11 protein-coding genes are annotated in these 13,480 nt (G+C 71.4%); all 11 read left to right on the top strand.

Translation table 11 applies throughout. The features are described 5' to 3' along the window. Positions 1 to 41 precede the first annotated feature (41 nt). The 11 genes from AB0J72_RS23125 (at position 42) to AB0J72_RS23175 (ending at position 13,456) form a co-directional block, all read left to right on the top strand. Positions 42 to 1,685, top strand: coding sequence for an AMP-binding protein (locus tag AB0J72_RS23125; protein WP_363401864.1), 1,644 nt, complete (start codon positions 42 to 44; stop codon positions 1,683 to 1,685). Positions 1,686 to 1,767: 82 nt separating this feature from the next. Continuing rightward, positions 1,768 to 2,916 carry a CaiB/BaiF CoA-transferase family protein gene (locus AB0J72_RS23130; protein ID WP_363401866.1) on the top strand — a complete coding sequence of 383 codons (1,149 nt, stop codon included), beginning with the start codon at positions 1,768 to 1,770 and terminating at the stop codon, positions 2,914 to 2,916. Between the two features lie 145 nt (positions 2,917 to 3,061). Next, positions 3,062 to 4,702, top strand: a complete 1,641-nt coding sequence (locus AB0J72_RS23135) for an AMP-binding protein (protein WP_363401868.1) — start codon at positions 3,062 to 3,064, stop codon at positions 4,700 to 4,702. A 55-nt stretch (positions 4,703 to 4,757) separates the two neighbouring features. Then, the gene (locus AB0J72_RS23140) at positions 4,758 to 5,942 is read left to right on the top strand and encodes an acyl-CoA dehydrogenase family protein (protein WP_344510877.1); all 1,185 of its coding nucleotides are present in this window, start codon (positions 4,758 to 4,760) and stop codon (positions 5,940 to 5,942) included. Beyond that, complete coding sequence (locus tag AB0J72_RS23145) at positions 5,939 to 6,970, top strand: MaoC family dehydratase N-terminal domain-containing protein (protein WP_363401870.1); 1,032 nt, start codon at positions 5,939 to 5,941, stop codon at positions 6,968 to 6,970. Before AB0J72_RS23140 ends, AB0J72_RS23145 begins: the two co-directional genes overlap by 4 nt. Continuing rightward, positions 6,970 to 8,085, top strand: a complete 1,116-nt coding sequence (locus AB0J72_RS23150) for an acyl-CoA dehydrogenase family protein (RefSeq protein WP_363401872.1) — start codon at positions 6,970 to 6,972, stop codon at positions 8,083 to 8,085. The genes AB0J72_RS23145 and AB0J72_RS23150 overlap by 1 nt, the downstream gene beginning before the upstream one ends. After that, positions 8,082 to 8,507 carry a MaoC/PaaZ C-terminal domain-containing protein gene (locus AB0J72_RS23155; protein WP_363401874.1) on the top strand — a complete coding sequence of 142 codons (426 nt, stop codon included), beginning with the start codon at positions 8,082 to 8,084 and terminating at the stop codon, positions 8,505 to 8,507. The genes AB0J72_RS23150 and AB0J72_RS23155 overlap by 4 nt, the downstream gene beginning before the upstream one ends. 1 nt (position 8,508) lies before the next feature. Beyond that, the gene (locus AB0J72_RS23160) at positions 8,509 to 9,690 is read left to right on the top strand and encodes a lipid-transfer protein (RefSeq protein ID WP_344510869.1); all 1,182 of its coding nucleotides are present in this window, start codon (positions 8,509 to 8,511) and stop codon (positions 9,688 to 9,690) included. A gap of 105 nt (positions 9,691 to 9,795) precedes the next feature. Beyond that, positions 9,796 to 11,373, top strand: a complete 1,578-nt coding sequence (locus AB0J72_RS23165; protein WP_363401877.1) for an ABC transporter substrate-binding protein — start codon at positions 9,796 to 9,798, stop codon at positions 11,371 to 11,373. Between the two features lie 170 nt (positions 11,374 to 11,543). Beyond that, on the top strand, positions 11,544 to 12,485 hold the full coding sequence (locus AB0J72_RS23170; RefSeq protein WP_360565159.1) for an ABC transporter permease: 942 nt from the start codon (positions 11,544 to 11,546) through the stop codon (positions 12,483 to 12,485). Next, a complete protein-coding gene (locus AB0J72_RS23175; RefSeq protein ID WP_363401879.1) occupies positions 12,482 to 13,456 on the top strand; it encodes an ABC transporter permease in 975 nt (324 codons plus the stop codon). Before AB0J72_RS23170 ends, AB0J72_RS23175 begins: the two co-directional genes overlap by 4 nt. Positions 13,457 to 13,480: the final 24 nt, after the last annotated feature.

Raw genomic sequence — 13,480 nt, forward strand, 5'->3', positions numbered from 1 at the left:
CCGCCGCGACCGGCCGGCCCGAAGAAAGGTAGCCAGAGCCAGTGACCCGCCCCGCCGCAGCCGCCCCTCTCCTGGTTGCGCTGTCCCGCGCGCTCGAGCGGCAGCCTGACCTCGCCCTCACCCTCGCCGGCACCCCGTTCACCGTGGCCGAGCTCGATGCCGCGGCGCGCCGCCTCGCCGGGTTCCTCGCCGACCGTGTCGCCCCCGGCGACCGCGTCGTCGTCCTCGCCCGCAACGGCCGGCTGGCCCTGCTCGCCTGGTGGGCGACGACGCTCCGCGGCGGATTCGTCGTCCCGCTCAACACGAGCAACCGCGGCCCCATCCTGGCCCACCAGGTGCACGACGCCGATCCGATCGCGATGATCCTCGAGGACGAGTTCGTGCCCGTCATGGACGACGCCCTCGCCGGCACCGGGCTGCGGGTGCCGGTCCTCGTCGGCGCCGCCGAGGCCGGCCGGCCGTCCGCAGGCCCGGTGCCCGCCTGGGCCACCGAGGTCATCGACTTCGACGCCGCCGTCGCCGAGGGCTCGGCGTTGTCGACGACCCCGGACCTCGACGCGTACGCCACCAGCCACCTCATCTACACGGCCGGCACGACCGGACCGTCCAAGGCGTGCATGGTCAGCCACGGCTTCGCGGCGAACATGGCCCGGCAGATGCACGAGAACCTCGAGCGCCGGGCCGGCGACGTCCTGTGGTCGGCGATGCCGCTGTTCCACATGGCCGCGGTCGGGCACGTCCTGGGCTCGCTCCAGCTCGGCTCCGCCATGGACATCGCGCAGCGCTTCTCCGTCAGCGGCTTCTGGGACGAGATCCTGCGCTCCCGCGCGACGATGGCCGCGCTCATGGGCTCGATGCTGCCGATGATCGCCGGCGCCGCCGAGTCCGAGGCAGCCCGCAAAGCCTTCGGCCAGCTGCGCGTCGTGTCCGGCTCGCCGGTCACCGCCGACCTCGCTGCTCGCTGGACCGAGCGGTTCGGCGTCGAGCGGGTCGGCTCGGGCGCCTACGGCATGACCGAGGCCAGCCTGATCACGTTCACCCCGCCGGGGGAGTACCGCGCCGGGACCGCCGGCAAGGTCAACGAGTCCTTCGAGGTGCGCATCGTCGACAAGGACGACAACCCGCTGCCCGTCGGCGAGGTCGGCGAGATCGTCGCCCGCCCCACCCGTCCGGCGATCATGTTCAACGGTTACTGGCGCCAGCCGGAGAAGACCCTCGAGGTCTTCCGGGGCCTGTGGTTCCACTGCGGTGACTACGGCCGCCTCGACGAGGACGGCTACCTCTACTTCGTCGACCGCGGCAAGGACTACCTGCGCCGCGGCGGCGAGAACATCTCCAGCTTCGAGATCGAGGGCATCGTGGCGGCCCACCCGGCCGTCGGCGAGGTCGCCGTGCACGCGGTCCCGTCCCCCCTGGCCGAGGACGACCTCAAGGTGACGGTCGTGCCCGCGCCCGGTGCGCAGATCGACCCCGCGGAGTTCTTCGCGTGGCTGCACCCGCGGGTCCCGCGGTATGCCGTGCCCTCCCACATCGAGGTCCGCACCGAGCTGCCCAAGAACGCCGTGGGTCGGGTCCTCAAGCGGGTCCTGCGCGACGAGGGCGTGACCCCGCAGACGTGGAGCACGGACCCCCGCGCCGTCACCGGCACCTCGGGCGCGGCCGGCGCAGCGGAGGTGGCGCCGTGAGCGGCCAGCGGAGCGGCTCGGGCCGCGAGCCAGGGGTGCAGGGTTGGCTCGCGGCGGCGCCGGAGCGCAGCGGGGTGACGTCGTGAGCGCCACCCCGGGCCCGCAGCCGGAGGGGCCGCTGGCGGGCCTGCGCGTCCTCGAGCTCGGAGGGCAGGGGCCGGCGCCGTTCGCGACGATGATGCTCGCCGACCTCGGCGCCCAGGTCGTGCGGGTCGATCCGCCGGGCGAGCCCGACCGGCGGGAGCGCGCGCAGGTCAACGCGATCGACCGGGGGCGCACGACCGTCACGCTCGACCTGAAGTCCGAGGCCGACCGGGCGCTGGTGGACCGCCTGCTCGCCGGCGCCGACGTGCTGCTCGACCCGTTCCGCCCCGGGGTGCTCGAACGTCTCGGCCTGGACCCGGCCGAGCTCACCGAGCGTCACCCGCGCCTCGTCGTGGCGCGGATGAGCGGCTGGGGCCAGGACGGTCCCCTCGCCGCGGCCGCCGGGCACGACCTCAACTACATCGCCGTCTCCGGAGTGCTCGACACGATCGGCCGGCCCGACTCCGGCCCCGTCGTGCCGCCGATGTACCTGGCCGACTTCGCCGGCGGCGGCATGGTGCTCGCCTTCGGCGTCCTGGCCGCCCTGCACGAGCGCGCCTCCTCCGGGCGGGGGCAGGTGGTGGACTCCTCGATGCTGGAGGGCAGCGGACTGCTCACCGTCGTGATCCGCTCGATGCTCGCGCGGGGCGCCTGGAACCTCACCCGTGGGACGAACTACCTCGACGGCGGGGCGCACTTCTACCGGGTGTACCGCACCGCCGACGACAAGTTCATGTCCGTCGCGGCCATCGAGGCGAAGTTCTACCGCACGTTCCTGCTCCCCCTCGGCCTCGAGCCGGAGGACGGGCCGGGGCAGTTCGACGAGTCGGGGTGGGCCGGCTGGGCCGAGCGGATCGCGACGGTCTTCGCCGGGCGCACCCGGCAGGAGTGGACCAGCATCTACGAGGGCGTCGATGCGTGCGTACACCCGGTGCTGGACGCCGCGGAGTCGGCCTCGCACCCGCAGGTGCGTGCCCGGCGGGCCGTCATCGACGTCGATGGCGTCGCCCAGCCGGCCCCGGTGCCGCGCTTCTCGCGGACGCCGGCCGGGATCCCGCGGGCACCGCGGCGCCGCGGTGAGGACACCGACCGGGTGCGCTCGGCACTCGCCACGGACCGCCCCTGGGAAGCCTTGGCCGGGCCTTGACCTGCCTTCGCATCCCACCCTACGATCTCAACCAAGCGCTTGCTTGCTTCGGTTGATCCGTGTTCGACGACGAACGAACGGAACGTCAATGACACCCCAGACCCCGGCAGCCCGAACCTCGGGACCCGCCGTCTTCGCTGACATCGTGCGCGGGCGCACGGGTGACGATCACCCGGGCCTGCTGTTCGAGGGTCGCACCATCACCTGGGGCCAAGTCGTGCAGGAAGCCGCCGACCGCGCCGCCGCGCTGGCCGACGTGCCCCGGCCCGAGGACAGGCCGCTGCACCTGGGTGTGCTCCTGGAGAACACTCCCGACTACGTGTACTGGATCTGCGCGGCCGCGCTGTCCGGCGCCACCGTCGTCGGGATCAATCCGACCCGCCGCGGCGCCGAGCTGGCCCACGACGTGCGGCACACCGATTGCGACCTGTTCATCACCGAGGACCGCCTCGCTGGCCTCGTCGACGGGCTCGACCTGGGCATCCCCGCCGAGCAGGTGCACAACATCGACTCCCCGCAGTACGCCGCCTGGCTGGCCCGGTACGCCGGCGCCCCGATGCCCACCGGCAGCGCCGACCCCGGCGCCCACCTGCTGCTCATGTTCTCCTCGGGCTCGACCGGGGCACCCAAGGCGGTCATCTGCTCGCACGGGCGCCTTGCCGCGGTCTCCGAGGCGCTGCTGACCCGCACCGAGCTGACCCGCGACTCGGTCAGCTACCTGGCGATGCCCCTGTTCCACGGCAACGCCGTCATGCTCAACCTCGGGCCCGCCATGGTCTGCGGCGCGACGATCTGCATGGTCCGCAAGTTCTCCGCGTCCGGCTTCGTGCGCGACGTGCACGAGCACGGCGTCACCTACTTCAACTACGTCGGCCGGGCACTGGCCTACGTCCTGGCCCAGCCGGTCGACCCACGCGACGCGACGAGCACGCTGCGCCGCGCCGTCGGCACCGAGGCCTCGGCCGCTGACATCGCCCGCTTCACCCAGCGCTTCGGTGCCGTCGTCTCCGAGGGGTACGGCTCCAGCGAGGGCGTCATGCGGATCAACCGCACCCCCGTGACGCCTGACGAGGCGCTCGGCGTGGCCGTCGCCGGCGCCGAGGTCAAGGTCATGGACGAGGTCACCGGGCTGGAGTGCCCGCCGGCCAAACTTGACGAGACCGGACGGCTCGTCAACGCGGACCAGGCCATCGGGCAACTCGTCGGCGTCGGCATGGCCGCCCGGTTCGAGGGCTACTACAAGAACCCCGAAGCCGCCGCCGAGCGGGTCCGCGGCGAGGACTTCTGGTCCGGCGACCTGGCCTACCGCGACGCCGACGGGTACTTCTACTTCGCCGGCCGCTCCTCGGACTGGATCCGCGTCGACAGCGAGAACTTCGCCGCCGCGTCCGTTGAGCGGATCATCGAGCGCTGGAACCGCGTGTCGGTCGCCCCCGTCTTCGCCGTGCCCGACCCGCGCACCGGCGACCAGGTCATGTGCGCGCTCGAGCTGCGTGCCGGCGCCGGCTTCGACCCCGAGGCGTTCACCGCCTTCCTCGACGAGCAGGCCGACCTCGGCACCAAATGGCGGCCCCGCTTCGTGCGCATCGTCGCCGAGATCCCCACCACGGGCAACAGCAAGGTCGCCAAGCAGGTCCTGCGCCGCGCCGCCTGGGCCACGACCGACCCCGTCTACGTCCGCGACGGCGCGTCCACCGCGTACCGGCCGCTCACGGCAGCGGACGTCAGCGACCTCGAACGGCAGTTCGCCGTCAACGGGCGCACCGCGCTCCTGCCGCCCCCCTGACCCGGCCGGCCCGCCGAACACCGACTGGCGCCCCATGCCCCGAGAGAGGACATGTATGTTCCTGGAGTACACCCCAGCGCAGCGAGAGCTGAGCCGGGAGCTGCGCGCGTACTTCGCGGGCCTGCTCACGCCTGAGGTCCGCGAGGCGCTCGGCGGCACCAACGAGGACCGGCCGGCCTACCGCGAGATCATCCGCCAGATCGGCAAGGACGGCCTGCTCGGACTCGGCTGGCCCAAGGAGTTCGGCGGCCAGGGCCGCCCGCCGCTGGACCAGTACATCCTTTTCGACGAGATCAACCGCGCCCAGGCGCCATTCCCGTTCGTCACCATCAACAACATCGGCCCGATGCTCATGCGCTACGGCACCGAGGAGCAGAAGCGCACCTACCTGCCGGGCATGCTCACCGGCGACGTCATCTTCGCCATCGGCTACAGCGAGCCCGGCTCCGGCACCGACCTCGCCTCGCTGCGCACCAGGGCCGAGGCCACCCCCGAGGGTGGCTGGGTCATCAACGGCCAGAAGGTCTTCACCAGCGGCGCCAGCCAGGCCGACTTCGTCTGGCTGGCCGTGCGCACCGACCCCGACGCCCCGAAGCACAAGGGCATCACCATCCTCATCGTGCCGACGTCGGACCCCGGCTTCAGCTGCACGCCGATCGCCACCAGCGGCATCACCCACACCAACGCCTCCTACTACGAGGACGTGCGCGTCGGCCCCGAGGCCCTCGTCGGCGAGGTCAACGGCGGCTGGCGCCTCATCACCGGCCAGCTCGGTCACGAGCGGGTGGGCCTGGCCGCCATGGGCGGGCGCACGGAGCAGCTGTGGACCGACATCGCCGCGTGGGCCGCCGAGCCCGACGCCGACGGGGTCCGTGTCCTCGACCGGCCGTGGGTGCGCACGCAGCTGGCCCGTGACTACGCGGAGCTGACCGCGATGCGCCTGCTCAACTGGAAGATCGCCGTCGTCGGGGAGGGCCAGAACCCGGCCCCCGCGGCCGCGTCGGTCGCCAAGGTCTACGGCACGGAGACCCACGACCGGGTCTGCCGCAGCCTCGTCTCCGTCGCCGGGCCCCGCGCGACCCGGCGTCCCGGGGCCCCGGACGCCGTCCTCGGCGGACAGCTGGAGGCCTACACCCGCGGCTCCTACATCAACACCTTCGGCGGCGGTACCAACGAGGTGCTGCGCGACATGATCGCGGTCACCGGCCTCGGCATGCCAAGGAAGGGACGGTCCGCATGAGCACTACGACGCAGACCCCGGCCCCCGGCACCACCGACGAGGAGGCCTTCCTCGCCCGCCTGCTCGAGTTCCGCGGCCTCGAGGCCACGTCCACCCGCTACGCTCAGGACGCCGTCAACCAGGCGATGATCCGCCACTTCGTCGAGGCGATGGGCGACGAGAACCCCATCTACGTCGATGAGCAGGCCGCCCGTGACACCGGCCGGGAGGGTGTCGTCGCCCCGCCGCCGATGCTGTCGACCTGGCTCATGGTCGGCTACAAGGCCCACATGGCCGCCGCCGCGGGCGCCGCGCCGGACACGCCCATGGCCCGGCTGCTCGCGATCCTCGCCGAGGCCGGCTACGTCGGGGTCGTCGCCACCAACGACGAGCACGAGTACGTGCGCGAGCTGCGCCTGGGCGACGAGATCAAGATGACCACGGTCATCGAGGACATCTCCCCGCGCAAGACCACGGGTCTGGGCACCGGCCACTTCATCACGACCCTGCGCACCTACACCGACCAGCACGACGAGGTCGTGGCTCGCCAGCGCTTCCGCATCCTGCGCTTCGACCCGTCCGGCGCCAAGCCCGCTGCTCCGGCTCCGGCCGCGGCCGACCCGGCGCTGCGGCACAAGCCGTTCATCCTGCGCGACAACGCCTTCTGGTTCGAGGCCGCCGCCCAGCGCCGCCTCGTCATCCAGGCCTGCACCGACTGCGGCACACTGCGCCACCCGCCCGGCCCGGTCTGCCCCTCCTGCCATTCGTTCGCGTGGCACGAGGTCGAGGCGAGCGGCCGGGGCACGGTGCACAGCTACGTCGTCAGCCACCACCCGAAGGCCCCCGGGTACGACTACCCGCTCACCGTCGTGCTCGTCGACCTCGAGGAGGGCACCCGCCTCGTCGCCGACTTCGCCGGGGACGCCGGCGAGGTCGAGATCGGCCTGCCCGTGCAGGTCGACTGGGTCGACTACGACGAGCACCTCACGCTCCCGCGTTTCCGGGCCGCGACCTCCGTGTCGGAGTCCACCGAACAGGAGAGGAACTGATGGACTTCCAGCTCACCGAGGAACAGGTCACGGTCAACGACCTGGCGCGCGACATCTTCGCGCGCAACGGCGACCCGCAGCGCCTCTTCGACATCGAGGCCGGCCCGGAGCGCTTCGACCGCGTCCTGCACCGCGACCTGGCCGAGTCCGGCGCCCTCGGGCTGCTCGTGCCGGAGGAGCACGGCGGCGCCGGGCTGAGCCTGGGCGATGTCGCGGGGGTCTTCGTCGAGCAGGGCCGCACGCTGGGCACCGTCCCGCTGTGGGAGACCCTCGTCGGCGGCGTCCTGCCGCTGGTGCGCTACGGCGACGCCAAGCAGCAGTCCGAATGGCTGCCCCGCGTCGCCGCCGGGGACGCGGTCCTCACCGTGGCCGTCGACGACCTGTCCGACGCCCGGCCGTACGGCGCCCGCGTCCGCGCGCGGTCCGGCGGTGCGGGAGTCACCCTGAGCGGCACCGCCGTCGGGGTCCGCTCGGCGCACCTCGCCGACGCGATCATCGTCCCGGCCACCGACGAGGAGGGCACGGTCGGGCTCTATCTCGTGCCGACCGCCGGCGCCGGGGTGCGCCTCGACACCTTCGAGCGCACCGACCGCGGGCTCGCCTCCGACGTGCACTTCGAGGGCTCCGCCGCGGAACTGCTCGCCGAGGGCCCCGAGGACGACCGGGTCGACTGGCTGCTGCGCCAGGTCTGGATCGCCCTGTCCGCCCTGCAGAGCGGCATCAGCCAGGCCGCTGTGCGCCAGGCCGCCGACTACACCTCGGGCCGCGAGCAGTTCGGTGTGCCGATCGCGACCTTCCAGGCCGTCGCCCACCAGATCGCCAACTGCCACATCGACACCGAGGCGATGGAGGTCACCTACCTCAACGCGCTCTGGCGCGAGACGACCGAGCGGCCCTCCCGTGCGGCCGTGCACGTCGCGAAGTACTGGGCCGGCGAGGCCGGCGACCGTGTCGCACGCACCGTGCAGCACGTGCACGGCGGCATGGGGGCCGACGTCACCTACCCGATCCACCGCTACATGCTCTGGACCACCCAGCTGGCCAACACTGCCGGCTCCGGGGCCTGGCACCTGCAGCAGCTCGCGGACCTCGTCGACGCGGGGGAGCAGCTGTGAGCGGTACGCAGATCACGATTGAGCAGGTGAGCGTCGGCGACACGCTACCGGAGCTCGAGATCCCTCTGACCCGGACCCTCATCGTCGCCGGCGCCCTCGCGACCCGCGACTACGAGGACGTGCACCACGACCCGGCGCAGGCCGAGCGCCGCGGTACCCCCGACACGTACATGAGCATCAACAACACCAACGGGCTCGTCGGCCGCTACGTCACCGACTGGGCCGGCCCCGCCGCGCGCATGGTGCGCCTCAGCACCCGCCTCGGGGTGCCGAACTTCCCCGGCGACACGATGCGGCTGACCGGTGAGGTCGTCGGCGTCGAGCAGGACACCGTGCGGGTCGCGGTGCGTGGCATGAACAGCAAGGGCGCGCACGCCATCTCCGAGGTGACCGTGCGCCTGCCCCGCGGAACGGAGCAGTGACGTGACGGACAACTTCCTGTCGGGTCGCACCGCGATCGTCGGCATCGGCGCGACGGAGTTCTCCAAGGACTCCGGCCGCAGCGAGCTGCAACTGGCCACCGAGGCCGTCCTGGCCGCCCTCGCCGACGCGGGCCTGAGCCCCGCCGACGTCGACGGCATGACGACCTTCACCATGGAGACCAACCCGGAGAACATGGTCGCCCGCAGCCTGGGCATCCCCGAGCTGAAGTTCTTCTCCCGGATCCCCTACGGCGGTGGCGGCGCCTGTGCCCCCGTCCAGCAGGCCGCCATGGCCGTCGCGAGCGGCATCGCCGACGTCGTCGTGGCCTACCGTGCCTTCAACGAGCGTTCCGGCGTGCGTTTCGGGCAGGGGCCGCCTCCGGCGAAGACCCAGGCCACCTCGGACAACGAGTACCGCTCCTGGGTCAACCCGTACGGTCTGCTCACGCCGGCCCAGCACACCGCGATGTTCGCCCGTCGCTACCTGCACAAGTACGGCGCGACCAGCGAGGACTACGGCCGGGTCGCCGTGCTCGCCCGCAAGCACGCCGCGAACAACCCCAAGGCGTGGTTCTACGGCAAGCCGCTCACCCTCGAGGAGCACCAGGCCTCCCGCTGGATCGCCGAGCCGCTGCACCTGTTCGACTGCTGCCAGGAGACCGACGGCGGCCAGGCGATGGTCATCGTGAGCGCCGAGCGCGCCAAGGACCTGCCGTCCACCCCGGCGTACATCGTCGGGGCGGCCCAGGGACTGGGACCGGACCAGTACCAGATGGTCAGCTACTACCGGGAGGACCTGACCCGGATCCCCGAGGTCGAGCTCTGCGCCCAGCAGCTGTGGGCCCAGTCAGGCCTCGGACCCGCCGACATGGATGCGGCGATCCTCTACGACCACTTCACCCCGTACGTGCTCAACCAGCTTGAGGAGTACGGCTTCTGCGGCCGCGGCGAGGCCAAGGACTTCATCGCCGACGGCAACCTCGAGGTCACCGGCTCGCTGCCGACCAACACCCACGGCGGCCAGATCGGTGAGGCCTACCTGCACGGCACGAACGGCGTCGCGGAGGGCGTCCGTCTCGTCCGGGGCACCTCGACCAATCAGCCCGACGGCGTCCGCAACGTCCTTGTGACGGCGGGCGTCGGAGTACCGACCAGCGCCCTGATCTTGTCCGCGGACGGGTGAAACGCCGGGCGAGCGCCCGGTGGTCACCACCCCACGGATCCCGCCCGGCAACCGCCGGGCGGACACCCCCTCTTGATCAATTCGGCTCGTGTTTGGACGGGTGATATGGGTTTCATCAACAAAACTTGGGAGCGCGTCATCGCGCTGACGGCCGCCGGGGCGCTCGCCATGGTGGCCGGCTGCACCAGCACCAGCCCGACGGACAGCAGCAGCGGTTCCGGAGGCGAGATCGACACATCGGCCGTGCTCAAGTTCGCGTCGGCGGGTCCGTTACGCGACCTCGATCCGGCCCTCCAGACCAGCTACGGCGCCTGGGGCTACCTGTTCCTCGTGTGGGACCGGCTGACCATGCTGGACAAGGACGACAAGGTCGTCCCGGGTCTGGCCAAAGAGTGGAACTTCGTGGACAACGGCAGCGTCCTGGAGCTCAAGCTGCGTGACGACGTGAAGTTCCACGACGGCACGGCGTTCGACGCCGAGGCCGTCAAGGTCAACATCGAGCGGGGCAAGACCCTTCAGGGCTCGACCCTCAAGGGCGACCTTGCCGACGTCGAGTCGGTCGAGGTCGTCAACCCGACGACCGTGCGCCTCAAGCTGGTCAAGGGCAAAGGCGTTCAGCTGCCCGCGTCCTTCACCGGCACGGCCGGCATGATGGTCAGCCCCAAGGCCATCAAGGACGGCGTCGACATCAAGACCAAGCCGGGCACCGCCGGCTCCGGCCCGTACATCGCCACCGAGCTCGTGCCCCAGGAGAAGCTCGTGCTCAAGCGGGCCGACAGCTACTGGGACCCGAACGTCGGCCGCCTCGGCGGCATCGAGCTGCAGCGCGTGCCCGACGCCGCGGCCCGCCTCAACGGCCTGCAGAGCGGCCAGATCGACCTGGCCCCGCTCAGCTCGGCCACGGAGATCGCCACGGTCCAGAAGATCGTCACCCCGGGCAGCGGTCTGCAGAAGCACGAGGTGAAGTTCAAGAACCTCGTCGGCATCTACCTGCGCGCCAACAAGGGCGACGTCAGCAAGCTCGAGGTCCGCCAGGCGATCGCCCACGCGGTCGACCCGGCGGCGATCAGCGCGCTCTTCAGCGGCACCTGCACGCCGACGCGCCAGGTCGTCCCCGAGACGGACCCGAGCCGCGTGCCGAACTACACCTACCCGTTCGAGTTCAGCGTCGACAAGGCCAAGGCCCTGGTGCAACAGGCCGGCGGCGCCAAGGTGACCGTCACCTTCGCCGCGGGCACGAACGCCGAGCAGCCGGCCAACGTCGTGCAGGCGTCGCTGCGGGCCGTCGGTATCGACGCGACGCTCAACCCCGTGCCCAACACCGAGAACGAGCCGCGCTTCATCGCAGGCGACTTCGAGCTCATGGTCGGCACGTCGTGGAGCCCGAAGGCCGACCCGGCGGCGACGGTGAACACCTACCTGCTCAACACCTACAAACTCGCCGCGAACCCCTCGCTCATCGAGGCCAAGGCAGCCGAGGCCGCCAACCCCATGCTGTCGATGGACAAGCGCGCCCCGCTGTACCAGGACATCTGGAAGACGACGCTCGAACAGGTCTGGTTCCTGCCGCTGTGCAACCAGACCGTCGCGAACGTCGCGAAGTCGAACGTCGTCGGCATCGACAACATCCCCATGTCGAACATCGGCATCTGGGATCTGCGCAACATCGCCGTCAAGAAGTAACCGTCGCTCCTGACCACCCGGTGGTGTCGCCGCCGGGTGGTCAGGGCCACCCGCTGTGGCCAGGGCCGGCGGCGACACCCCAGCACGGCCTCGCCGGCACCAGGCCGTGCGGGACTCACACCCCAGGCGCCACCAGGCGCCGCGTGCCACGCTCTGAGCCGAGGTAAGAGATGCTCCGATACGCCGGCAGGCGACTGCTCGCAGCGATACCCCTGCTGTTCTTCGTCCCGTTGCTCGTCTTCGCTCTGATCGAGCTCGCCCCGGGGGACCCGGCCACCATCCTCGCCGGTGACGAACCGACCCCGGAACGCATCGCGGCGATCCGTGAGGAACTCGACCTCAACGATCCGGTCCTGCTCCGCTACATCCAGTGGATCGGCGGTGTCCTGCACGGCAACCTCGGCACGTCCTTCGTCTCGGACCAGAGCGTGACCGACCTGCTGACGCGACGGATGGCGACGACGATGTCGCTGGTGCTCGTCGCGATGATCTTCGCCATCGTGCTCGGGACCGCCCTGGCGCTCGCGGCCACGCTGCGCTCCGGCGGCATCGTCGACCGGGCCGTCAACTGGTTCGCCTCGATCGCGATCGCCATCCCGGGCTTCTGGTTCGGCCTCGTGCTCGTCTCGGTGTTCGCGGTCGGGCTGCAGATGTTCCCGGCGTTCGGCTTCCAGCCGCTGTCCGCCGGCTTCTGGCCGTGGCTGTCGCACCTCATCCTGCCCGGCTTCGCCCTCGGTCTGCTCCCGGCCGCCGAGGTGACCCTGCAGCTGCGCTCGGCGCTCGGGCAGGTCATGAAGACCGACTACATCCTCAACGCCGAGGCCAAGGGCCTGTCGCGCACCAGCGTCGTGTTCAAGCACTCCCTGAAGAACGCGTGCATCCCCGTCATCACCGTCCTCGGCTTCCGCGTCGCGGAGGTCCTCGCCGGATCGGTGACCATCGAGATGATCTACAACATGCCGGGCCTCGGGCGCACCGCCGTCGAGGCCGTGCAGGGGCGCGACGTCCCGGTCCTGCTCGGCTTCGTCCTGTTCAGCACGAGCATCGTCGTGCTCGTCAACCTCATCGTCGACATCTCCTACGGCTACTTCAACCCGAAGGTACGCTCATGAGCGCGAAGCGGACCCCGACGTCCCCGGGGCCAGGGCACGACTCGCACGGAGCCGGCACGCCTGCGGACGGCCTCGCCGGGACCGCGGCCGAGGTGTCCACGGCGGACATCGGCACGGGCGACCCGGAGCCGGCCGCGGCTCCCGGCATCCTCAAGAGCATCGTGCGGCGCCCCACGACGATCGTGGCCGGAGCCTTCCTGCTCGTGCTGACCATCGTCGCGATCCTCGCTCCGGCGCTGGCGCCGCACGACCCCGACGTGCAGAACCTGCTGCTGCGGCTCAAGCCGCCGAGCGCCGAGCACTGGCTGGGGACCGACGACTACGGCCGGGACGTGCTGAGCCGGCTCATCTTCGGGGCGCGGGTCTCGCTGTGGGCGGCGCTGCAGGCTGCGGCCGTCGCGCTCGTGCTCGGCCTGCCCTTCGGCATGATCGCGGGCTACCGCGGCGGCTGGATCGACACGATCCTCACCCGCATCATGGACGCGATCATGAGCGCTCCGTCGCTCGTGCTGGCCATCACGATCGTCGCGGTCCTCGGCTCCGGCATCACCAACGCGATGCTCGCCATCGGCCTGGTCATGGCCCCGCGCTTCTTCCGGGTGGCCCGCGCCGGCACGATGGACGTGCGGCACGAGACCTACATCGAGGCCTCGATCGCCCTGGGGTGCAGCACCCTGCGCACGACGGTGCGGCACGTGCTGCCCAACGTGCTGCCGCCGATCATCCTCGTCATCTCGGTGTCGCTGGGCACCGCCGTCGCGGCCGAGGCGAGCCTGAGCTTCCTTGGGCTGGGCGTGAAGGCCCCCGCGGCCAGCTGGGGCTCGATGCTCTCCACGGCCTCCTCGAACATTCGCCTCGCGCCGTACCTCGTGTGGCCACCCGGCATGATGATCTTCCTCACCGTCCTCGCCTTCACCTACGTCGGTGACGGTGTCCGCCGCGCTCTCGTGCGCACCCGGTCGGGCAACTGACCGGTCCGGCAACAAACAGGAGCT

Source organism: Dactylosporangium sp. NPDC049742, assembly GCF_040674675.1.
In the GTDB taxonomy this organism is placed as follows: domain Bacteria; phylum Actinomycetota; class Actinomycetes; order Mycobacteriales; family Micromonosporaceae; genus Dactylosporangium; species Dactylosporangium maewongense.

Bases quoted from the DNA above. Each gene is read 5' to 3' on its own strand.
- AB0J72_RS23145 (WP_363401870.1), top strand. From the start codon at position 5,939: ATGAGCACTACGACGCAGACCCCGGCCCCCGGCACCACCGACGAGGAG.
- AB0J72_RS23150 (WP_363401872.1), top strand. From the start codon at position 6,970: ATGGACTTCCAGCTCACCGAGGAACAGGTCACGGTCAACGACCTGGCG.
- AB0J72_RS23170 (WP_360565159.1), top strand. From the start codon at position 11,544: ATGCTCCGATACGCCGGCAGGCGACTGCTCGCAGCGATACCCCTGCTG.
- AB0J72_RS23140 (WP_344510877.1), top strand. From the start codon at position 4,758: ATGTTCCTGGAGTACACCCCAGCGCAGCGAGAGCTGAGCCGGGAGCTG.
- AB0J72_RS23175 (WP_363401879.1), top strand. From the start codon at position 12,482: ATGAGCGCGAAGCGGACCCCGACGTCCCCGGGGCCAGGGCACGACTCG.
- AB0J72_RS23165 (WP_363401877.1), top strand. From the start codon at position 9,796: ATGGGTTTCATCAACAAAACTTGGGAGCGCGTCATCGCGCTGACGGCC.